Source organism: Chitinophaga chungangae (assembly GCF_017742215.1).
Taxonomy (GTDB): Bacteria; Bacteroidota; Bacteroidia; order Chitinophagales; family Chitinophagaceae; genus Chitinophaga; species Chitinophaga chungangae.
In genome coordinates, this window is sequence record NZ_JAGHKP010000001.1 from 1,278,020 (window position 1) to 1,302,018 (window position 23,999).

Sequence of the window (23,999 nt, forward strand, 5' to 3'; positions counted from 1 at the left end):
GGTTTACAGGATGACGCCTCAAATATAGTATAAATATTAATAATATTTTAATCACCGAATTTACCGGCCACGATCGTGAAGAGGATAATGCCTGCAATGAAGAGCAGTCCGGAAAAGGTGCGCAGCGGGTGGCGGTATTTCCCGTAATCCAGCGAATGCGAGGTGCAGAACTCCCGCGTAAGCCGCAGCGTTTTTTTGAACCCGCAGCGGGTGCAGATCGTAAAGGCGTCTTTCCCGACAGGAAAAAAAGGGATGTAATAAAAATGGACGTATTCCGAGTACATCATTATTTCGGCGTGTTGACCGGATTTGCAGACGGGGCAGTCTGTATGAAGATATTCGGTATGCACCGGCATTTGTTTTCTCCCAAAAATAACGGGCAGCAGCATAGGGAAATAATTGAGCGTTCAAGATAAACAATCGCGCGGAAAACCTTTTATTTCCCGCCTGGGCACTGCTCAAATCCGGAATTGAATAGGCCATGGGAAAGCATTTTGACAGATTTGTAAAAAAACAGGACAACAGCATGTTTTACAGATCATCCGCCCTTTTCGCATTGTTTCTTCTTTCCGTTAGTACCCTCCGCGCGCAGAGTAGCCGGTGGGACAGCGCCAACTTCCGTTCCTTCGAAACAAAACTGGAATCGCTCCGTGAAAAATACCACATTCCCGGTATATCCGTGGGCGTGATGCACGGCAAAACCCTCGTTTGGGCAAAAGGGTTCGGGTATGCAGACCTGGAAAACAAGGTCGTGCCGGACGAAAACACCGTGTACCAGGTAGCGTCCATCACCAAAACCTTTGGCTCCATTATTCTCCTGCAACAGATCGAAGCCGGTAAAGCGCAGCTTGGTGATCCTATTTCGAAATACGGCATCAATCTCGGCGCCCGCTGGGGCAGCGACCCGCGCATCAAAATAAAACATCTCTTCACCCATACCGCGATGGGCAATGTGTGGAACGCTTACAAACCCGGCTACGCATTCCGGTACAACGGCAGCTGGTACCACCAGCTGGACGCCGTGATCCGCAAAGCTTCCGGCAGCACCTTCGGGCAGCTGGTGACGGACACCATCATCAGGCCGCTGGGGCTTATGCGCACCGCGCCAAGTACCGGCGACAGCGCGAGTTTCGCGTTGAGCGGCTTCGACCGGGACACTTATCTTTCCTGGACGGCCAAACCCTACGACTGGAACAAAAAGAAAAAACGACTGGACACCGTTAAAAATTTCAGGTATGGTTTCGGCCCCGCGGCGGGACTGATGAGCACCGTGGCCGATCTGGCCGTGTATTCCGCCGCCATCGACGAAAAACGTTTCCTGCGGCCGGAAACCTGGGAACAGGCCTGGACGCCCTTCGTAACCGAAAGAGGCAAAAAGGTCCAGTACGGCCTCGGCTGGTTCGTAACGCGTTATAAAGGCGTGAAAATGATCTGGCATACCGGCTGGTGGATGGGTTATTCCGCGTTATTCCTCAAAGTGCCGGAAAAAGACATCACATTTATCATTCTCGCCAATTCGCAGGACGTGAGCCGGCCGTTTTATCACATCGTACAGCCGATCCCGGGATTTTTCGGGATGCACAACCCCTTTCACCGCAATCTCAAGAACAAGGTGCAGGCATCGAAATTCGCCAAAGCGTTCCTCGATCATTTTATGGAATAACCCTCTTTTATTTTCCCTGCAGCGTTTTCAGCTGTGCTACGGCATTGCTGTTCTTTGGGTCGAGCGTGAGGGACTTCTGGTAATATTCGATTGCGCGGGGTTTGTTGCCGTTGAGCATAAAAGCTTCGGCCAGGCTGTCCCACACATTGCCGGATTGCGGGAAATCGACCGTGTTCTGTTCGAAAACTGCGATGGCGTCGTCTAATTTTTTATCGCGCAGCAGCAGGTAGCCGATGGTGTTGATATGCGATTCAGATAAACGTTTGCCGCTGGTGCGGTAGGTTTGCAGCGCGGTGGCGGCGCCTCTGGTCCGGATGTCTGCATACAGCGCCGGCGCGGCGGGGTCATAACGTTCGTAGTCGAGCCAGGCTACGGCCGGGTGTTGCCCGCCGATGCCGTCGCCAAGCATTTCGGTGATGATGGCGAGGCCGTTGTGGCTGTTGGTGAAATAAAGGATGGCGTTTTTCTTCTCAAGGTCCGCCGTGAAATAACATTTGCTGTCTCCCTGGTCGCCCCAATGCCAGGCATATTTTCCAGAAGGCGTGTTTTCAAGCCCAACGCCCAGTCCCCAGGCCACTTGCGGCGCCTTTTCGCCCACGCCTATCTGCGGGCTGAACATCGCCTGCAAAGTGGCGGGCCGCAGGCCTTTGCCATTCAGCAGCGCGACCAAAAAAGCGGCGTAGTCGCCGATCGTGGTGCGCAGGCTGGCGGCGGCGTTTACACCGTAACCGCCCCAGCGGCCGGAAGGCTGGCCCAGCAGGTTGTGCCGGAATGCCTGCAGCGAATCGAACATGGTTTCTTTGGTGAAACTGCTGCTGGTCATGCCCAGCGGCTCAAACACCGATCTTTTGACGTATGCGTTGAATTCGGTGCCGGTGATCATTTCCAGCGCTTTAGACAACATTACGAAACCTTCTCCCGAATACTGGAATTTTTCGCCGGGACTGAACTGGATAACGAGTTTGCCGCCGTCCGGCCGCCAGTTGGGGAAGCCGGTGCAATGGCTGAGCACCATGCGGGCGGTGATGCGTTTCACCCGTTCGTCGTTTTCAACGCCGTAATTGTTGCCGAGGTATTGCACGAGCGGCGCATCGAGGTTCAGCTTGCCTTCGTCCGCCAGTTTAAGCACGGCGTAAGCGGCTACCACTTTGCTGAGGGAAGCGGCTTCGAAAATGGTGGAGGGCGTTACGGGCTGCCCGGTGCCGGAATGGCTCACGCCGAAGCTGTGCGTCCATATAAGTTTGCCGTCGCGGATCAGGGCGACGGCCATGCCGGGAATGTTGGCGCCTTTCATCAGCGCGGGCACGTCGTTTTCCAGCCGGGAAACGGCCGCGTCTTGCGCTTGCAGCCCGCAAAATGAAAGCAGCAGGCAAAAGAAGGAAAAGGTTCTTTTCATGGCGGTCGGGTTTACTATCATAAGGACGCAGCTCCCGTCTTAAAGTTTCATTTCCTGCCCGTAAATATTCTTCTTTTTATCATGTTTTTCCACGGACAAGATACGATGGGTCTGCCGGGTTATCATGACGTTCCTGCTCTTTGTTTGGCGGTCTGGCCGGGCGAAGCATGCAGATCATTACCGGATGGCACGACATTATAATTTTCGTATAGCCGTAAGGTATAGTTATGCATCGTTCTTCATCCTCTTTTTGTGTGATTTTAACTTAAAACTTCCAGCGGGGCATTTGCAACACCGGGACTTCGGTTTTAGATACTTACCGGCAAGCAGCAATACGATATTTCAAAAAAAACGCCTGTTCGCTTAGGAATCCGAATAATTCATCTCTATATTTGTATGGTCAGGTTTTTTCGCCGGATGGAGCGGATAAAATCCATCTCTATATAAATATGTTTTTCTGTATATGAAACGTCGGAAACCCCCATTTACGAAGCGCGTCCATATCTTTAACAACGCACTTATATAGCACGCCAACCGGGATTCTTTTAATAGGCCATGAGATCGTTCGTATTAGTATTGCTTCTGGCGGGCAGCCATTTTTTTGCCCATGCGGAGGAAATAGACACATTGCCATATACCGTTGAACATTTCACGGATGAGAACGGCTTGCCTCAAAACAGCGTAAAAAGCATTGCGCCGGATAACGCCGGTTTCCTGTGGCTGGCCACCGAAAACGGGTTGGTGCGTTTCGACGGGCAGAAGTTCCGCAATTTCAATGGCGCCGACCTTCCGTTGCGCAGCAGCCGGATGGCCTACATCTATCCCGATGCGGGAAGGAAAATGCTTTTCGCCCGCACCGCTGAAAAGGAGATCGTGCGCATAGTCAATGGCAAGGCGGTTTTCTGGCACAAACACCTTCCCGTTACGCACGATTACGAATATTTCGTGTACAACGATACCACGGGCACTTACCCGGTCGTTGGTCTCCCCAATACTTTGAAAAACCAGATCGCCGTAGACCAGTACCTCATTCCCACCGGCGCCCGCTCGTATTACGTCATTACCTACAATTCCTACGCCTATATCGATAACGGGGTACAAAAATTCAGCTGCGATTTCGCGCACAACAATGCCTGGAATTTTTTTGCCGTCGGCACTCACCTGTATTATCTCAAACCGGACGGGCAGTTCCTGTTGCTGGACAAACACGGCAGCATACCGGTGAACGTTTGCGGGGATATCCTGCAAAGCCCCGCCTACGGCACGGATAAAAACAATATGGAGCTGTACTGGAACTACGTGGCCCAGCAGCTTTTTGTTTATCTCGACGGCAAACTCTACAGCCTTCGGGAAGGAGAAGATCATGTACTTTATACACAACTGGTGCTGCATAATTTTGATCTTCACCGGCAGGACATTATTTCCATTTACCACGACGAAGCGCACCACCGTCTTTTTCTCGGCAGCTTTACCAAAGGCATGTACGTGATCACGCAAAAGCAGTTCAAGCCGATGCGTTCAGGGCAGGGCAGCGACGAAGTGTATTATTCGCAGGTACCCAGCGGCACCGGTGGCGTGATCACGCCACAGGGATTTGAATTTGACGAAAAAGGGAATACGAAAACATTGCCTTTGCTGCGCAATTATTTCACCGGCGACAAATACAGCATTCAAACCGACCGGCAGGGCAATCATTGGTATAAGACCGGCAACCGGCTGTTGCAATACAATCACGATTTCACCAGGATGCTGTGGGAACGGCGGCTACACGACGAGATCACGCAGATATATATAGGGGACGACGACCGATTATGGATCGGCACCAGGGCGTCGGGGTTGTATTTTTTGAATACGGACCGGCCCAATCCCGTGCCACTGCTATTTACCGCCGCCGTGCCGGATATTTCTTATTTCGCGTACCAGCAACCCGATATTTTGTGGGTCGGTTCGGGGAGAGGGCTCTTCAGGATCAGGCTCGGTAACGTCAAAGTGGACACGATCCCGGGGCTTAGCGGGTATTATATCCGCAGCATATATCCCGCGGCGAAAGACGAAGTGTGGGTGACCACCTACGACAAGGGATTTTTCCTGCTGAAAGGAGGCCGCCTTTTCCAGATGCCCATGGACAAGATGCAATATCTCGCCACGGCGCATTGCATTGTGCCGGACGACAGCGGTTATTTCTGGATCACCACCAATAAAGGCCTTTTCCAGGTGGCGCGGAAAGATCTGCTGGCATACGCAAGCGGGGAAAGCTCGTTTGTTTTTTACTTGTATTACGGCAAATCCCGCGGGTTTTATACGAACGAATTTAACGGTGGCTGCCAGCCCTGTGCGCTGAAACTGGCCAACGGCAAGCTTTCCCTGCCTTCGCTGGACGGGCTGGTCGTGTTCCGGCCTTCGTCCATCAAAGCCGAAGTGCCGGACAAAGGGTTGTTTATCGACAACCTGCAGATGGACACGCGGCGCATCGCCGGCGCGGATACCATCGTGCTGCCGAACAATTACCAGCAGCTCCGCCTGGAAGTAACCACCCCGTATTTCGGAGATCCTTACAACCTGCAGATATTTTATACGCTGGAAGGAGAGGGGGAAGACATCTGGCTGCCCGTTGAGCGGGACCGTTCCATTTCCTTTTCCCGCCTGCATTCCGGCAATTACCGCCTGCGCATCCGGAAAGTGAGCGGGTTTGGCAGGCATAATTATGTAGACCGCGTGTTGTACATCGCCGTGCAGACGGCCTGGTACGAAAAGATGTGGTTCCGGGTGCTGGTGGCCGGTTTCCTGGGCCTGCTGGTGTTCGTTTTCATGCGTATCCGGCTGGCGAGAAGCCAGTATAAGAACCGGATGCTGGAAATGCATGTGTCTGAAAGAACACGCAGGCTGGAAGAAACGCTGGAGTTCCTCCAGTCGTCTGAACGGCAGCTGCACCAGCAGGCGTTGATGCAGCAAAGGTTGATCGCGGCCATTACGCACGACATCAAGACCCCGATGAAATTCCTCCTGCTCATGACCGGCGCCATGAAAGGGAACGACAAACAACACGCGGCGCTGTACGAAACGCATTACCGCATGTACCATCTCATCGAGAATCTGATCCAGTACATGAAAATGCAGTTCTCCGCCAACGGCTCCTCTTCCGAAATGCTGCATCTCGACCAGCTGCTGGAGGAAAAGGCCGGCATTTTCAGGCCCATCGCGCAGATGCGCAACGTGGAGATCATCCTCCGCCCGGCCAACGGCTCGGAGCCGGCCATGGTAAACAGGCAGCTGCTGGGCGTAGTGGTGCATAACCTGCTGGACAATGCGGTGAAATACACCACTTCCGGCACCATCACACTCGAAACGGAGCGTATCGGCGATATGGCTGTGATCCGGATCATAGATACCGGCATCGGCATGCATCCGCGCCTGCAGGAACGGATCAATTCGCATATGCCGGGCAAATATCTGATAGGGGACAATCACTGGCCGGACGAACATCGCGGCCTGGGCCTGCTGATCGTGATAGAGCTGCTGCAGCTGATCAACGGCAGGTTAAAGATCCAGCCGAACGAAGGCGGCGGCACAAGGGTGAGCGTGGTGCTGCACCTCGTCAGTTAGCCGTACTGTACATTTTTACTTTTTCCAGCAACTCAACGATGTTACTGATCTGCAGCTTTTCGAAGATGCGGGTTTTGTAGGTGCTTACCGTGGTTACCTGCAGGTTCAGCATGTCTGCAATCCGCGCCACGGGAATGCCTTTCGTGAGCAGGTACATTACTTCCACCTCGCGGCCCGAAAGGGTCGAAAGCGGGTTCATGACGGGCTCGCGTTGGGAATTGAGCATGCTCAGCAGCTGCTCTTTCGTGCCGGCGCTCATGTATTTCTGCTGGTTGAGCACGGTGCTGATGGCCGACCGGATCTCGTCTTCCGGGGAATATTTCACCAGGTAGCCGTCTGCCCCCGCCTGCATGTAGTTGATGGCGAACAGCTGCTCGTCGTACCCGCTGAACATCAGGATGCGGATGTTGGGTTGCCGGAGTTTTACGGCGTCGATCATCTGCAGGTTGTTCCCCCCGGGAATATTGATGTCCAGGATCAGCAGGTCGAATCGTTTGGCTTCGAGGTAAGTGATCACCTCGTCGAATGTGGATGCTTCCTCGACGGCGGAGGGCGTGGCAAGTGTGGAAATAATATGCGAAACCCCTAATCTTACGATCGAATGGTCGTCCGCAACAAGAATAGCTTTCATAGGAAACGGTTCAATAGACTTTAACCCCATAAAAGTAAACATTTTTACATACCCTGCACCTGCAGGGCGGAGGTTTTGACAAATGTAGTATTATTACTACAAATATTCCGAACTCACTCTATACCCTGGTATCGTCTTTTTAATTAATTTAGGAATAGAGAATTGCGATCTATACACCGTTTTTTGATGAGCATACCCATATTCTATCCATAAACCAGTAAAAAAAACGTAAACCGTAACCACCTATGAAGAATTGTATCCATTCGCCGGAAATGACCGATCTTATTCGTACATAAGGCATCAGCGCTGTTTTTCATGCACTGGCCGGTGATTTTTTCCCTGTATATTAAACGAATGAACCGACAAGTGCATATGACAATATCGCGCCGGTAGGAATGCGCATACCCGGAACCGTACCAGGAACAGCCACAGGCGTTAATAGGGCTCCTCCGCAACCGAATACACCTGCTACCAAATTACAACCGGTAGAAATATCAGCGGAAAAGGACCTGTTTATCCCTTTACAAGTGCGCTGTTCCGGTACCGGCTCCGGCTTATTTCTTCTGCATCACGTACTGGCTGGGGCTTACCCCGAACTGTTTGATGAAATTTTTCCCGAAATGCGTTTGTGATTTATACCCCACCATCATCGCCACTTCATAGATCTTGTAGTTTTTTTCTTCCAGCAGCTCCGCGGCTTTTTTCAGCCGGGTGATGTTGATCAGCTCGTGCGGCGTAAGGTCCGATATCGCCTTGATCTTCCTGTACAGGCTGATCCGGCTCATGTTGACGAAACGGGAGAGGTGGTCTACGTCCAGCTCGGTATTTTCTATTTCACGGAGGATGAAGTCGTAGATGCTGTTGAGGAAAGATTCGTCTTCCCGCGTATGGGCCATCGTGTTGATGGCCGCCTGGGGCGTGCTTGCGAAGTATTTGCGGATCTTTATGCGGTTGCTCAGCAGGTTGGCGATCTGTACTTTGAGATGGGCGGGGGAGAAGGGTTTTTCGATGTACGCGTCCGCGCCGGTTTCGAGCCCTTCGATCTTCGAGCGCAGCGTGTTTTTCGCGGTGAGCAATATCACGGGGATGTGGCTGATCTCGAAGGTGGTTTTGATACGTTTGCAAAGTTCCAGCCCGTCTATTCCCGGCATCATGATGTCGCTGATCACAAGGTCCACGCTTTCCGCATGTAGCACACGAATGGCTTCTTCGCCGTTTTCAGCGCGGAGGATGGCATATTCGCCTTCGAGAATTGAGCTTACAAAATCGAGGATCTCTTCGTTATCGTCAACAAGCAGAATAACAGGTTGCATAAACTGGGTTTATATTTCGGTTGATATGGCCTGCCCGATCGGCAAGGTGAACACAAGGGTGTTCAGGCCGTCTTCCTTTGATGCTACATACAGCTCGCCTTTGTGCAGTACGGTAAGGCTGCGGCAGATGCTCAGCCCGATGCCCGTGCCTTTTTGTTTTTCATTTTCTTTCAGGCGTACGAACGGCGCGAATATTTTCTCCCGCATTTCTTCGGGTATCAGCGGCCCGTCGTTGGTTACTTCGAGTATCACGTGCTGCCCGTTTTCCCGCAGCACTACCTTCACTTTTTTGTCGGCATATTTGATGGCGTTGCTGAACAGGTTGCTGAATATTTTGTTGATGCCCTCTTCGTCTGCATAGGCATAAATATCTTCCTGCGTTTTTCTCATCCTGAAATCGAGTTTCTTCTGCGCGGCGGGCAACCGGAAATTGTCGAATGTGTCCTGCAAGATAGACGAGATGTTGAGTTTTTTAAAATCGAGCCGGAAACCGGTAGCTTCGGTCTGCCGGAAATCCAGCAGCTGGTTGGTGAGCTGCACCAGCCGGTTCGTGTTCCGCTCCATGATCTGCAGGTGGTTCCGGTTGGCCTGCAACCGCTCCGGGTTTTCGATCACCTGTTCCAGCGGCCCTTTGATAAGCGTCAGCGGCGTATTGATCTCATGCGCCACGTTGGTCAGGAAATCTACTTTCGCCTGGTACAGTTCTTTTTCTTTTTTCAGCTGCAGCTCTTCCAGTTTTCGTTTATGCTTCAACGTTTGCCGTATGTGGTATCGCCGGATGAAATAATAAGCCGCGCTCGCCACGATCACCGCGTACAGCACATACGCCCAGGAGGTAGCCCAGTACGGCGGCCTGATCTCGATCTCCAGCCATGCGGGATGGTCGCCGAGTTTGCCGTTGTTGTCTGTAGTGGTCACCTTGAAGGTATAATGACCCGGTTTCAGATCGGTGAAATATACGATGCGGTTGGTTTTGAGATAGGTCCATTCTTTGTCGAGCCCTTCCATCTGGTACGCATAGGAGATCATATCCGGCGCGGTGAAGCTGAGGGCCGCGAAGTCGATGCTGAAGGAAGACTGATCATACGGCAGCACGATCTTTTTCGTGAAAAAAAGATCGCGTTTGTCTTCCTGGGAGGTCGGTTTGTTCTTCACATTAAAACCGGTGATGTACACCGGCGCCACGAACGTGTCTGGCAAAAACTGGTCGGGATTGAAGCTGATCATGCCTTTCACGCTGCCGAGATACATGCGGCCGTTTTTGTCTTTGTAGCCGGAATTGTAATTGAACTGGTCGTTGAGCAGCCCGTTGATGCTCGTAAACACCTGGATGGCGCCGGTTTGCGGGTTCAGGCAGGCGAGGCCGCGGGAAGTGGTCACCCACATGTTGCCGCGGTCGTCTTCCAATACTTTGAAAATATAATCGCTGGGGAGGCCGTCCTGCGTCGTATATCGTTTAAAACATCCCGTGGAAGGCGTCAGCCGGTTCAGCCCGAAACCTTCCGTGCCGGCCCAAACCTGTTGCCTGCTGTCGATAAACACGGTGTTGAGCTGGCCGGAGCTGATGCTGCAGGTGTCTCCTTGGATGTGGCTGTAATTGCCTTTTTGGCCGGTGGCCTCGTTGAACCAGAAAAGCCCTTCGCCCGCCGTGGCGGCCCAGATGGTGCCATCCGCCGCTTCGTCGATGCTGCGCTGGTTGCTGCGCGGCATCAGGCTGATGGGAAGGAACGCGTCTTTCGCGCTGTCGTATTTCGCCAACTCCGCACCGGTGCCGATAAACAGCGAACCGTTGCGGGCCTTGTAGATCCAGAGGATGAAGTTGTTGGAAAAGGAGCCCTGCCCGGCGGAATAATGCCGTACTACTTTCCCGGTACGGATGTCCATTTTGTCGAGACCATTATCCAGCGTGCCGATCCAGAGATTATTCCCTTCGGCGTACAGCCCGTGGATATTGGTATGCGAAATGCCGTTGCGGCAGGCCGGGTATTGGGTGATCTTCCCCGTTTTTACATCTATTTTATTGATCCCGTTGTCTTCCGTGCCTGCCCACAGGTTGCCGAAACGGTCTTCACAGATCTCGCGCACGGCATTGCCGCTGAGGGTGTTATTGCTGTTGTTCGGGAACCATTTCTCGAAATAAGTGTATTGCCGCGGGTAATAATTGGCGCCGCCAAAAAACGTGCCCGCCCACATGCCGCCTTCCTTGTCTTTATGCAGGTAATAAATGGCGTTGTCCGTCAGCGACCAGGGATTGTTGTATTCTTTTTTCAGGTTGATGTACTGGCGCGTGGCGAGGTTGTAGATGTAAATGCCGGATTCCGTGGCGATCCAGTATTCGTCTCCTTCGTGATGCAGGATGTGACGGACGTACACGGCGATGTCGTTGTCTGTAGTGGTAAGCAGGTCTTCATACGTATTTTTTGCCGGGTCCAGCAATTTAAGCCCCTGGTTGGAAGTGCCCACCAGCAGCTTGCCGCCGCGCACGGGCGTTACTACGGTCACAAGCTTGTAGAGCGCTTTCGGGGAATGACTGAACACATCGTACGTTTTACCGTTGTTAAACTGCCGTACGGTGCCTTTCCACGAGCCGAGCCACATGTTGCCGTCCTCATCGACGTTGATGTCCGTCACGGCTTCGTCTCCCGCCGGTTTCAGGTGATGCACGATCGTGTCTTTTATCGGGTCGTAACTGAACAGGGAGTATCCTTCGACGAACCACACCAGTCCTTTCAGGTCGCACTTCACCGACCCGATGCCTTTTCGTTCGGTACCTTTTATCAGCTCGAAACTTTCCGTAACGGGATGATAACGGTACAAACCCCTGCCGGCGCCTACCCACAGCTGCCCGTTCTTATCCACGTCCAGCGAATAGACGAAATTGGTGATAAGGCTGGTGCTGTCTCCGGGGATGTGCCTGAACACCTTGAACGCGTGCCCGTCGAAACGGTTGAGGCCGTCTTTGGTGCCCAGCCACAGGAAACCCTGTTGGTCCTGCTGAACACAAAATACCGTGTTGTGAGACAGTCCGTTCTCTACCTGGTAATGCCTGAAATAATGTTTCTGGGCGTTGGCGGCGTGCCCTGCGTAGAGCGCAAAAAGGAGCAGTATGAATATTCTTTTTTTCAACGTGGTGAGTTTGTGCGCTGATCAAATATAATATTAATAAGCTGATCTTTCTTTTACTGCTGTAAATAAGCGTGCGGGAAATTGGTACGTTTTTGCGAAAAAATGAAATAAATCGGCGAACGGTTTAAAAATCATTTCTCTTTCTTTGGATTGCGTTAATGAAACTGATGTTAGGAGCAGGCAGACCAGCTTCCCCCGGCCGGAGGATCGGCTGGAGCGTGCTTCTATTGTGTAAATCCGGCTGATATAACTGACAGGTCCACGTTCTGCGGAAAACCCTTTTTCCAATATATTCCGCACACAAGATTGCAAGGCGTTAAAAATTATGCATGCGCCCTGATGGGAGAACTATGTTTCCTAAAAGCCAAAATCAATTTCACTTATGAAGGTATCCACACACACACGCTTCACTTCCGGAAAAAGCACACGGCTGCGTTTATTGCTGCTGATGCTGCTGGGCTCTTTATGTTTGCCCGCGTTTGCCCAAACCGATGCGCAGAAAATAACAGGCACCGTAAAAGACAGTACGGGCGCCGTTCTTCCACAGGTAACCGTTTACGAAAAAGGCACCCGCAACGGTACGCTCACCACTATGGAAGGTAATTACACGATCAGCGTAAAACCCAACGCCGTGCTGGTGTTCACCATGGTGGGCTTCAAAACGCAGGAGGTGCCCGTTGGAGGAAGGAACAATATTAATATAGTGCTCGGCAGTTCCGCCACCGAACTTACAGACGTAGTGGTGGTAGGTTACGGCTCTACCCGCAAACAATCCCTCACCAGCGCTATTTCCAGCGTTACGGCAGACGAGATCGGCAATGTGCGCGGTGGTTCCACCGTAAGCACCACGCTGGCCGGCAAGGTACCGGGCGTTTCTTTCAGGATGGCAGACGGCCGCCCCGGCGCTTCCGCCAACATCCAGATCCGCAACATGGGCACGCCGCTGTTTGTAATAGACGGCGTGCAGCAGGACCAGGGACAATTTAATAACATTTCGCCTAACGATATAGAAAGTATCTCTTTCCTGAAAGACGCGTCCGCGGCCATTTACGGCGTACGTGCCGCCAATGGCGTGGTAGTGGTGCAAACAAAAAGAGGAAGGCTCGGCCAGCGCAGCTCCATCAATCTTTCCGCCAACTGGGGCATCCAGAACTGGACCCGTTTTATTGACGTGCTCGATAATTCCTACGATTATATGAGCATGAAGGCGGAAGCGGAAATGAACCGCGTGGTGCCGGCGGGTGGCAATCCCATCACGACCAACATCACCAAAGAAGAGCTGGAAAAATATAAACAGGGCACCGAATATGGCTACAAAAGCTTCAACTGGCGCGATTACATCGTGAAAGGCAATACGCCGATGAACACTTACAACCTCAACTTCACCGGCGGTACCGAAAAAGTGACGTATTATCTTTCCGCCACCAACCTGTTCCAGAACTCCGTGCTGGGCCGCGAATACAAATTCGAGCGCACCAACATCCAGAGCAACGTTTCCGCCCGCGTGGCCAACGGCCTCAAAGTAGGCATGTCTATCAACGGAAGGGTGGAAACCAGGGAAAACCCGGGCGTGCCGCAGGCGGACGACTACTGGCAGGCGCGTTTCGCCATCCTGCGCAACACGCCGATGGAACGGCCTTTCGCCAACGACAACCCCGATTATCTCAACGATATCAAACACAACGAAACCAACTGGGGATACCTCAATACCAAATACGCCGGCAAATACAAGAACGAATGGCGCCAGCTGCAGATGAACCTCGACGGCGAGTGGGAGATACCCGGCGTTGAAGGCCTGAAACTTTCAGGGCTGTATTCGTATTACCTGGCGGATAACATGCTCAACAACCACGAATACACCTACGATACTTATACTTATAATCCTTCCAACGATACCTACACCCGCACGGGCGGCAGCACCAACCCCTGGCGGGAAAGGAACCAGGAGAAGGTGATCAACCAGACCACGCAGGTCAGGCTTTCTTACGACAAGTCTTTCGGCAAACATACCGTGTCGGCGATGGTGGTGTCTGAACGCATCAAGAACCAGCGCCTCCGCAACTGGATACATGCCGTTCCCATCACCAACGTGCTGCCGCTGATCTATTTCAGCACGGCGGATACGTATACGGACGAGGATTTCCGGCAGGCAAGGACCGGTATCGCGGGCCGCGTGAACTACAACTACGCCAATAAATATTTCATCGAAGGGCTGATGCGCCGCGATGCTTCGTATCTCTTCGCGCCGGACCAGCGGGTGGGTTATTTCCCTAGCGTGTCCGTAGCATGGCGCCTCACCGAAGAAGGTTTCATGAAAAACCTGCTGGGCAACAACCGCATCCTGTCCGACCTGAAACTGAGGGCTTCCTACGGTATTCTGGGCGACGACGGCACGGCCCTGGGCCTCGCGGAATTTGCATACGTGGAGGGCTATAACTACAACGACGGCGTGGCCATTCTCGACGGCAAACCGGTTGTCGGCTCAAGGGACAGGGGAGCCCCGGTACGCAACGTTACCTGGCTGAAAAGCTCTCACCTCGACCTGGGCGTGGATTTTGGATTTTTTGACCAGCGGCTCACCGGCGCGCTCGATTATTACTACCGCAAACGCGACGGCCTGCGCGGTAAAAGAACGGACGTGCTGATCCCCTCGGAGATCGGTTATGCGCTGCCCGACGAGAATATCAACAAAGACGCGCGCACCGGTTTCGATTTCGACCTGCAATACAACGGCGAATTGGGCGGCAAGCTGAAATACCGCGTGGGCGGCAATGTCAGCTATTCCCGCGGCAAGTTCATTTCCAGCTACAACCCCGTGTTCTTCAACTCGCTCGATCAATACTTCGCCTCCAACGAAGGCCGCTGGCAAGGGTTTGAATGGATACTCGAATATATCGGGCAGTTCCAGAGCCAGGAAGAGATCAATAATTATCCCGTGGACATCGACGGACAGGGCAACCGCACGCTGCTGCCGGGCGACCTGAAATACGCCGACCTCGACGGCGACGGAAAGATCACCAACAACGACCGTCGCCCGCTGGGATGGGCTTCCGGCTCGCAGCCGAACATGAACTTCGGTCTGTCTATCGGCCTGCAATACGGCAATTTCGATTTTGTAATGGACTTCTCCGGCGCAAGCGGCTACACCTGGATTCAAGAACACGAAACAAAGATCCCTTTCACCAACGACGGTAACCTGAACAAGATCTTTACCGACCGCTGGCACAGGGAAGACATCTGGGACCGCAACAGCAAATGGATCCCCGGCAAATTCCCGCCCCTGCGTTACAACGACCACAACCACAGCAATAACCAATGGTCTACTTTCTGGATGAAAAACGTGAATTATTTCCGTGCAAGAACGATCGAGCTGGGATATACGCTGCCCGGCTCCTGGACGAACAGGGTGAAAGCGCAACGGGCGAGAGTGTATGTAAATGCTTACAACCTCTTTATGTTCGACAACCTGAAGGAATACGATCTTGATCCTGAGATCACGGACAGGAACGGTCTTCAGTACCCGCAAAGCAAAGTGTTTAATGTAGGTGCGAGCATTTCATTCTAAACCCATTCAAGCAAAGAACCATGAAACTCAGAATAGTAACATTCAGCATAATGACCATCATTGTCGCCGCTTACAGTTGCAAAAGCGAAAGCGACTTCCTGGACATCGGCCCCACCAACGTTTTCTCGAACGAACAGGCGTTTTCGGACACCAACCTGGTGGTATCGGTACTGGCCAATCTTTACAACCGCCAGCTGGATTTTTCGACGGTGAAGAATTGGGAAACCATGGCCGACTTTTCCGAGACCTTTCCTTCGCAGAACGGTACCATACAGGACCTTGTAAAACGCAACGACTGGGGGTACGGCATGTGGAGCACCTGGGATTATACCTACATCCGCGAGCTGAACCTTTTCCTGCAGCGCTGCGAAGCGGCGCCGCAGCTGCCTGAAGGAGCAAAGAAAAAGTACATGGCCGAAGGCCGTTTCCTGCGGGCCAACTATTATTTCGAGATGGTGAAACGTATGGGCGGCGTGCCTTTGATCCTCGAACCAATGGTGTACGATTTTAAGGGCGACCCTACTTACCTGCAGCATGCGAGAGCGAAAGAATCCGATGTGTACGATTTTGTGATCAGCGAGGCGGACGCCATCAAAAACGACCTTAAAGCAGATGTGAACAATAAATCCCGCGCCAGCCGCGGTTCCGTGCTCGCCATGAAATGCCGTGCGGCATTATATGCAGGCTCTATCGCGAAATACGGCGGTGTTACCCCGCAGGTATCATTGCAGGGCGGCGAAGTAGGCATTCCCGCTTCCAAAGCCAACGATTATTACACCAAAGCGCTCGCCGCCGCGGAAGAGATCATGAACGGGAGCGCCGGCGCATATGCGCTTTATACCAAAAAACCCGACCTTGCGGATAATTTCGCGTCCGTTTTCTACGATAAGGACCTGAACCCCGAAACCATCTTCGTGGAAGATTTCAGGTTAAAAAGCGGGAAAGTGCATGGGTTTTCGATCGCTAACCAGCCCCGTTTCGGCGCGGAAGAAGAAGAAGGGGGAAGGCTGAATCCCTCGCTGAACCTCGTGCAAAGCTTCGAACTGCTGGACAATACCTTTGCCCCGCTGCCTGTTAAAGACGGAAGCGGCAATCCCATTTTCTACGACAACCAGACGGACATATTCGCGGGCCGCGATGCGCGCCTCGCCGGCACCGTGATGCTTCCCGGCACTTCGTTCAAAGAACGCACGGTAGACATCTGGGCGGGTTACCAACTGGCAAACGGCTCCATCATTTCCGGCGACGAGCGCGGGCAGCAAAAGACGCTTCCCGGCGGCGCGGCGCCCGTACAGGTAGTGGGCTTCGACGGGCCGATCAATGGCAAGGAGCATACGGCGCAAACCGGTTTTTATCTCAGGAAATACCTCGATCCCAAACCGGGCTCAGGCTCCCGTGGTACCGGCAGCGATCTGCCGTTTATCCGTTACCGTTACGCTGAAGTACTGCTGAACGCGGCGGAAGCGGCTTTCGAACTGGGGCAGCCCGGCGTTGCTGCGGGTTATATGAACCAGGTAAGGGCGCGCGCGGGGCTGGTGACGCCGCTGGACGGGGGAGATATCACCCTTGCCCGCATCATGCATGAAAGAAGGGCGGAACTGTCGTTTGAAGGGCATATCGTGTTCGACCAGAAACGCTGGCGCAATGCGCACGTGATCTGGGACGGGGCTTCCATGAACGAAGCAGACCTGCTGTCGAACATCGGGGGGGCGAACAAAAGGAACACGCAGCCCTTTGGCCTGTGGAGCTACAAACTGCACGACCCCGGCAACCCGAACCATGGGAAATGGCTGTTCAAGATAGTGAAAAGCCCGCTGGTGACCGGCTCCAACCGGTTCCGCATGGGGAATTATTATTCTTTCATCGACGACAACATCCGTTCCAACAATCCCAAGATCGTAAAACAACCGAACCAGGATTAACGCAAAAACACCGATCATGAAATTATCGAACTATATCATCGCATCGCTTCTCGCCGGTATCGCGGCCACCGGTTGTAAAAAAGACAACTACGATCCGCCCGCTTCCTCGCTCAGCGGCAGGTTGTTGTACCAGGGCGATGAAATACACGTGGAATACAACCAGGTGCCTTACCAGCTGTACCAGTACGGCTTCGGGAAACTCGGTCCCATCAGCAACACCACCTTCGACCAGGACGGTACTTATTCCGTGCTGCTGTTCGACGGGGAATACAAGCTCATCATTCCCAACGGGCAGGGGCCTTTCCTCTGGAAAAAAACCGCGGGCGGCAGTCCGGATACCGTGGTGGTACAGATGCGCGGCAGCAGGAGCCTCGACCTGGAAGTAACGCCGTTTTACATGATCCGCAACCCGCAGTTCAACGTGGCGGCGGGTAAAGTGAACGGCACTTTCAGCATCGAAAAGATCATTACCGACGCTAACGCGAGAAATGTGGAGCGGGTGAACCTGTATCTCAACAGAACGGCATTCGTGTCTGGCGCGGGCAACTACAACGTCGCCAACGTTTCGCTGTCGGGCGGCAGCATCACGGACCCGGGCAACGTGGCGCTCAGTGTGACTATTCCGTCGCTGTCACCGGCCCAGAGTTACATCTACGCCCGCATCGGGCTGAAAGTGCAGGGTGTGGAAGATATGATCTTCAGCCCCGTAATAAAACTTGATATTTAACACAACATGAACAAGGCGGCTGTTCCTGCCAGGGGCGGCCGCCTTTCAAAACAAGTCAACAAAAAACCGGCAATACGAATGAAACATCCTCTAGTGAAAAGTGTGGTCCTGCTAATGCTGCTTGGCATATGCCTGCAAACGCGGGCGCAGCAGGAAAGAGCTGTATGGTCAAAAGAAAAGGCCAACGAATGGTACCAGAAAATTCCCTGGATGGCTGGCGCCAACTTTTACCCGGCCAACGCCATCAACCAGCTGGAAATGTGGCAGAAAGAAACCTTCGACCCGAAAACCATCGACCGCGACCTCGGTTATGCCGCGGGCATCGGCATGACGGTGATGCGCGTATACCTGCATCACGTTGCCTGGGAAACAGACAAGGAAGGTTTTATCGACCGCATGAAACAATACCTGTCGATCGCGGACAAATACAAGATCAAAACCGTTTTCGTGATCTTCGACGATTGCTGGAACGATACTTATAAATCAGGCCGCCAGCCCGCTCCCAAGCCCGGCATTCACAACTCCGGCTGGCTGCAGGACCCCGGGAAGGCGCTGCATACAACGCCCGCGCTGATCTCCACGCTCGAGGCTTACGTGAAAGCCGTGCTCACCGCCTTCAAAAACGACAAACGCATTTTGCTCTGGGACGTGTACAACGAGCCGGGCAATTCAGGGTATGGCAACAAAAGCATGCCATTGCTGCAAAAAGTATTCAGCTGGGGCCGTACCGTAAACCCAAGCCAGCCGCTGAGCGCAGGCGTGTGGAACTTCCGGCTGAAAGAGCTGACGCAGTACCAGCTGGAAAATTCCGACGTGATCACTTACCACGATTACACCAGCAACGAAAGTCATTTCCGCGTGGCCGATTCGCTGGCGCGGGTAACGGGCAAACCGCTGATCTGCACCGAATACATGGCGCGCACGAGAGGCAGTTATTTCAAAAACATCCTGCCCGGCCTGAAAGAAAGGAAGATCATCGCGATCAACTGGGGGCTGGTGGCTGGAAAAAGCAATACGATCTATGCCTGGGACACGCCGATAAAAGACGGCAGCGAGCCCAAAATATGGTTCCACGATATTTTCCGGCAGAACGGCACGCCGTACGACCCGGCCGAAACAGCCCTTATCAGCACACTGACCGGAAAACGCTAACCGCATAATTTATTCGTATGGATATGATCTCATCTGCCTCCGCGCAGCATGTACAGGCCGGGGTATCCCGCCGGCAAAGCGGCGACAGGCTGCTGTTCTGGGGTTGTTTTACCGTGCTGGTCGCGTCTGCCTTCGGTTTCGTGTTCCGTTCGTTCCTGATGGACGGCTGGGGCATCCAGTTCGGGCTTAGCAAAACACAGCAGGGCGAAATTTTCGGCGTCAGTTTCTGGCCTTTCGGCATCAGCATCGTGCTGTTCAGCCTCATTATCGACAAAGTGGGCTACAAAAGCGCGATGGTGTTCGCTTTCCTCTGCCATTGCGGCTCCGTGCTGCTGACGGTACTGGCAGACGGTTATTGGATGCTGTACTACGGCACGCTGCTGTTCGCGCTCGGCAACGGCGCGGCGGAAGCGGTGGTGAACCCCGTGGTGGCAAGCCTGTACCCGAAAGAAAAAACAAAATGGCTCAACATACTGCATGCCGGATGGCCCGCAGGTATGGTGCTGGCGGGCTTGCTCGGCATCGGCCTCATGCATATCGGCGTGAAATGGACCTATATGATGGGGTTCATCCTGGTGCCGGTGCTGGTGTACGGGCTGATGATCTTCAACCGTACTTTCCCCGTGAGCGAGCGCGTGCAGGCAGGCGTTTCTTACCTGGACATGGTGAAGGAAGTTGGCATCGGCGGCATTTTTATCATTGTAAGCCTGTGCACGTTCCAGATCGGCAGTTTGCTGGACTGGTCGCTGACGGGCAAGATCGTGGTGACGCTGGCCATTACCGGCGCCGTGGGCCTGATGGTGCGCAGCTGGGGCAGGCCGATGTTTATCCTTTTGCTGCTCATCATGATATTGCTGGCCACCACGGAATTGGGCACAGACAGCTGGATCACCGACCTGATGACGCCGGAGATGGCGAAGATCGGGTTCAGGGGCGGATGGGTGCTGATCTACACGTCTATCATCATGGCGATCCTGCGGTTTTATTCCGGGCCTTTCGTGCATAAGTTTTCCCCCCTTGGACTGCTGGCCGTCAGCGCGCTGATCGCATTCGCGGGCCTGCAATTCCTTTCATTTTCCACCGGCATCCTGATCATTCTCGCCGCTACCGTGTATGCGCTGGGGAAAACCTTCCTCTGGGGCACCATGCTTGGGGTTGTGGCTGAGCAGTTTCCCCGCGGAGGCGTGCTGGCGCTCAATTTCACGGGCGCGGTAGGCCAGGTGGGCGTTGGTGTGATAGGAGCGGTGATATTGGGTTTTGTGCAGGACAAAAAATTGGACGCGAACCTCGCCGCTTACGACGCCGCCAATCAAACCGCGCTGCACAGCACCTACGTTACCGAAGAAAGGCAAAGCCTCTTCGGTCCCTATAAAGTGCTCGACGCATCGAAACTTTCCTCCGCCGCGCCTGAAACGCTGGCTACGATCCGGAACGTGCGGGAGCATGCAAAAAAAGACGCATTGCGCACCGTTTCCATCTTCCCCGTGATCATGTTGATCGGTTATGCGGGAATGATCCTCTGGTTCCGCTCGCGGGGCGGGTATAAACCGGTATTGCTGCCTCCCGCGAAAACCGAAGCGTAAGGGCCCGTTCATCCATTGCACCCCTGTTAACACATAACTTTTTTCAAAGAATGATAGCATGAACCGATTAATTGTATTGATGATCACAGGAGCATTGTGCGCGTTCACCCTTGCTGCCGGCAGGCAGGAGGGAAGGAGGGCGGAAGTGTTGTTCCTGGGGCAGAAGGGCACGATACAGGCTTCCTGGCTCGCCACCAAACTTTTTAAAAGCGGCATCAACCTCACCTATACCGAAAACGCCGCGGACCTCAACGTCGCGAACCTTTCAGCTTACGACGGCCTGATCGTGAATGCGGTACTGCCCGCGCAACCCGCCAGGGACGCGGTGTTGCGGCAGTATGTCGCCTCCGGGAAAGGACTGGTGATCCTCAACAAAGGCGCCGGTGCTTTTAAAAATTCTCCATGGGCCGCCAAATCGGGCACGCAAGGCGCCGGCCGCATTTTTTATACCAAAGAAGGCGTGAACGACGACGAATGGAAACACCGCGAGTTCCTCGACAAAATGCGCGACAGCATTTCCTGGGCGCTCGGCGACAACGTCAAACAACTGATCATCGCGGCAGATATTCCCGATGTGGACATTTATAATTCCGACACCATTGCGGACTACACCAAACGTTACCTGGTGCCCAAAATGCAGGGAGCGCTGAGCCCCGCGGAATCGAACAAGCTCACGCAGGTGCCGGCCGGTTTTGAGATCGAACTGTTCGCCTCCGAGCCGGACATCACCAAACCTATCGCCATGACATGGGACGAAAAAGGCCGTCTCTGGATCGTGGAATCGGTGGACTATCCCAACGCTTTCACCGAAATAGACAGCGCCGCCAACGACCGCATCAAGATCTGCGAGGATACGGACGGCGACGGCAAGGCGGATAAATTCACCATTTTTGCGGACAGCCTCAACATTCCCACCAGCATCGTAATGGCCAATGGCGGCGTGATCGTTTCCATGGCGCCGGATTTCCTTTTCCTGAAAGACACCGATGGCGACGACAAAGCAGACGTTCGTGAAGTGCTGTTCACGGGCTGGGGCAAGCAGGACACGCATGCCGGTCCATCGAACCTCACTTACGGCTTCAATAACAAGATCTGGGGCGTGGTGGGTTTCTCCGGTTTCGACGGTGTTATCAACGGCAAACCGCTGCGTTTCCCGATGGGCGTTTACAGCTTCAAACCCAACGGCGAAGATTTCAACTTTCTCGCCAAAACCTCTAACAACACCTGGGGCCTGGGTTTCACGGAAGACAACCATGTATTTATTTCCACCGCCAACAATACCCACAGCGCCTATTATTCCATGCCTGCGAGTTTCCTGCAGCGTACGCTCAGCGGCGCGCAGGAATTGAATGCGGTGCAGAAGATCGACGGTCACTACGACGTACACGCGATGACGCCGAACCTTCGCCAGGTGGACGTAATGGGCGGTTTCACCTCCGCCACCGGGCATCATTTTTACACCGCGCGCAGCTTCCCGAAAAGTTACTGGAACCGTGTGGCGTTTGTGAACGAGCCCACGGTACGCCTGGTGCATAACGCCGTGATAGAGACGGACGGCGCGGGTTTCAAAGAAAAAGACGGCTGGAATTTAATGGCCAGCTCCGACGAATGGTTTGGCCCCGTGCAGGCGGAAACCGGCCCCGATGGCGCGGTGTGGGTCTCGGACTGGTACAACTTCATTATCCAGCACAACGTGTTCGTGAAAGAACAGGCGCCGCGCGAAATGGTGCTTCCTTTCACAGACCAGCCGCACGGCAAAGGCAACGCGTTCGAAAGCAAGCTCCGCGACGTGGCGCATGGCCGCATTTACCGCGTGGTATATAAAAAAGGCAAAACTTACCAGCCCATGCAGCTGAAAGCCGGCGACGTGCCGGGCCTGGTGGCGGCGCTGAAGAACGATAACATGTTCTGGCGCATGACCGCGCAGCGGCTGCTGGTGGAAGGGCAAAACAAAGAAGCGATTCCCGCGCTGTACAAGATCGTGCAGGACGTGAAGGTGGACGCAGTGGGGCTGAATAGTCCCGCCGTGCACGCTTTATGGACATTGCAGGGCCTCGGCGCCTATGATGCCGCTTCGCTGGCGGTGATGGCACGCGCGCTGAAACATCCCGCGGCAGGCGTTCGCAAGGCCGCGGTGGAAGTGCTGGCGGAAGAAAAGAAAGGGCTCAGCGCCATTCTCCAGAATAATATGATCAGCGACCGCAACCTCCAGGTGCGGCTGGCGGTGCTGAAAAGTCTGGCACAATACCCTGCTTCGACACAAACTGGTGCGCAGCTTTTCAAGGCTGCGCTCAATGCTCAGAATGCTAAAGACGCCTGGCTGAGCCGTGCGTTGTTCGCGGCGGCGGTGGTGCATGAAGACGGCTTTCTGGCTGCGGCGGCCAAGGGCGCGCCCAACGCTTTCGCGAAAAATGTGATCAAAAGCCTGGAGCAGTCCGTTTACAGCTTCGATCCCCGCTCGATCATGCAGGCCACGCCCGACGTGACGGGCAAAGAGATCGCGATCAAAGCAAGCGTGGGCAAACGCAGGGACCGGGCGCCGGAAGGGCTCATCGTGGCGCATGGCAACCAGCAGAATGGTTACGGTTTGTTCATCCGCGACGGCAAACTGGTGATGACGGTGAACCAGCAGGGCAAAAGCTACGAAGCCGCCACCACCCAACCGCTGCCCGATAAAATGGACATCGAAGCGAAACTGCTCAAAACAGGCGATATGCGCATCCTGGTAGACGGCAAGGAAGCCGCGAAAGGCAAAGCCCCCGGGCTTTTCACCACACCGTTCACCACGCTGCTGCGCGCGGGCGAGGAACAATTGCCCGATCAGAAAATAGCGGATTACACCGGCCGTTTTAATTTCAACGGACATTTGCAGAACACCAGCCTGCAGCTCGATAAACCCGTGAAAAAAGCTGCTGTGGCGGCTGCCGTGGAAACGCCCGGCATTGTGATAGACCTGAAGGTTGTGAAAGATATCATGCAATACGACAAAAAACGCATCACCGTAAAAGCCGGTCAAAAGGTGACCATCCGGCTCGAAAACCCGGACGGCATGCAGCACAACCTGCTCATCCTCAAACCGGGCACCCTGCCGAAAGTAGGCGCCGCGGCCGATGCCATGGTGCGCGACCCGCAGGCTTCCAAAATGCAATACGTGCCAAAAGTGCCGGAAGTATTGTGGGCGACGAAACTGGTTAATCCCGGCGAAACGGTAAGCCTGAGGTTCACCGCGCCTTCCAAAGCCGGCGAATATCCTTTCGTATGCACTTTTCCCGGCCACTGGCGCGGCATGAACGGCATTATGCAGGTCATCAATTAGAC

General features: G+C 53.9%; 13 protein-coding genes. 8 read left to right on the forward strand and 5 right to left on the reverse strand.

The genetic code is table 11. The features are described from left to right. Window positions 1-47: 47 nt before the first annotated feature. Window positions 48-389: a zinc-ribbon domain-containing protein gene (locus tag J7I43_RS05460; protein ID WP_317197060.1), complete on the reverse strand. Its 342-nt coding sequence runs from the start codon at window positions 387-389 to the stop codon at window positions 48-50. A gap of 137 nt (window positions 390-526) precedes the next feature. Here J7I43_RS05460 and J7I43_RS05465 point away from each other — a divergent pair, with 137 nt between their 5' ends. Beyond that, window positions 527-1,663, forward strand: coding sequence for a serine hydrolase domain-containing protein (locus tag J7I43_RS05465; protein ID WP_209144044.1), 1,137 nt, complete (start codon window positions 527-529; stop codon window positions 1,661-1,663). 7 nt (window positions 1,664-1,670) lie between these two features. Here the strand turns inward: J7I43_RS05465 and J7I43_RS05470 are convergent, their stop codons facing one another. Continuing rightward, complete coding sequence (locus J7I43_RS05470; protein ID WP_209144045.1) at window positions 1,671-3,059, reverse strand: serine hydrolase; 1,389 nt, start codon at window positions 3,057-3,059, stop codon at window positions 1,671-1,673. A 555-nt stretch (window positions 3,060-3,614) separates the two neighbouring features. On the opposite strand from J7I43_RS05470, the gene J7I43_RS05475 reads away from it, so the two are divergent. Next, the gene (locus tag J7I43_RS05475) at window positions 3,615-6,662 is read left to right on the forward strand and encodes a sensor histidine kinase (RefSeq protein WP_209144047.1); all 3,048 of its coding nucleotides are present in this window, start codon (window positions 3,615-3,617) and stop codon (window positions 6,660-6,662) included. Here the strand turns inward: J7I43_RS05475 and J7I43_RS05480 are convergent. The 3 genes from J7I43_RS05480 to J7I43_RS05490 all read right to left on the reverse strand — a co-directional run bounded on the left by J7I43_RS05480 (window position 6,655) and on the right by J7I43_RS05490 (window position 11,732). Next, on the reverse strand, window positions 6,655-7,293 hold the full coding sequence (locus tag J7I43_RS05480; RefSeq protein WP_209144049.1) for a response regulator: 639 nt from the start codon (window positions 7,291-7,293) through the stop codon (window positions 6,655-6,657). The genes J7I43_RS05475 and J7I43_RS05480 overlap by 8 nt on opposite strands. A gap of 554 nt (window positions 7,294-7,847) precedes the next feature. Then, window positions 7,848-8,606 (reverse strand): response regulator transcription factor, encoded by a 759-nt coding sequence (locus J7I43_RS05485; protein ID WP_209144051.1) that lies wholly within the window; start codon window positions 8,604-8,606, stop codon window positions 7,848-7,850. Window positions 8,607-8,615: 9 nt separating this feature from the next. Further along, window positions 8,616-11,732, reverse strand: a complete 3,117-nt coding sequence (locus J7I43_RS05490) for a ligand-binding sensor domain-containing protein (protein ID WP_209144053.1) — start codon at window positions 11,730-11,732, stop codon at window positions 8,616-8,618. 382 nt (window positions 11,733-12,114) lie between these two features. Between J7I43_RS05490 and J7I43_RS05495 the strand changes: the two genes are divergently transcribed. The 6 genes from J7I43_RS05495 (at window position 12,115) to J7I43_RS05520 (ending at window position 23,997) form a co-directional block, all read left to right on the forward strand. After that, window positions 12,115-15,297: a SusC/RagA family TonB-linked outer membrane protein gene (locus J7I43_RS05495; protein ID WP_209144055.1), complete on the forward strand. Its 3,183-nt coding sequence runs from the start codon at window positions 12,115-12,117 to the stop codon at window positions 15,295-15,297. Between the two features lie 20 nt (window positions 15,298-15,317). Then, complete coding sequence (locus tag J7I43_RS05500; protein ID WP_209144058.1) at window positions 15,318-17,219, forward strand: RagB/SusD family nutrient uptake outer membrane protein; 1,902 nt, start codon at window positions 15,318-15,320, stop codon at window positions 17,217-17,219. Window positions 17,220-17,235: 16 nt separating this feature from the next. Further along, window positions 17,236-17,946, forward strand: a complete 711-nt coding sequence (locus J7I43_RS05505) for a DUF3823 domain-containing protein (RefSeq protein WP_209144060.1) — start codon at window positions 17,236-17,238, stop codon at window positions 17,944-17,946. Window positions 17,947-18,024: 78 nt separating this feature from the next. Continuing rightward, window positions 18,025-19,098 (forward strand): glycoside hydrolase 5 family protein, encoded by a 1,074-nt coding sequence (locus J7I43_RS05510; RefSeq protein WP_209144062.1) that lies wholly within the window; start codon window positions 18,025-18,027, stop codon window positions 19,096-19,098. Window positions 19,099-19,115: 17 nt separating this feature from the next. Then, on the forward strand, window positions 19,116-20,681 hold the full coding sequence (locus tag J7I43_RS05515; RefSeq protein ID WP_209144064.1) for an MFS transporter: 1,566 nt from the start codon (window positions 19,116-19,118) through the stop codon (window positions 20,679-20,681). Between the two features lie 58 nt (window positions 20,682-20,739). Continuing rightward, window positions 20,740-23,997: a PVC-type heme-binding CxxCH protein gene (locus tag J7I43_RS05520; protein WP_209144066.1), complete on the forward strand. Its 3,258-nt coding sequence runs from the start codon at window positions 20,740-20,742 to the stop codon at window positions 23,995-23,997. The last annotated feature ends 2 nt before the right edge of the window (window positions 23,998-23,999 follow it).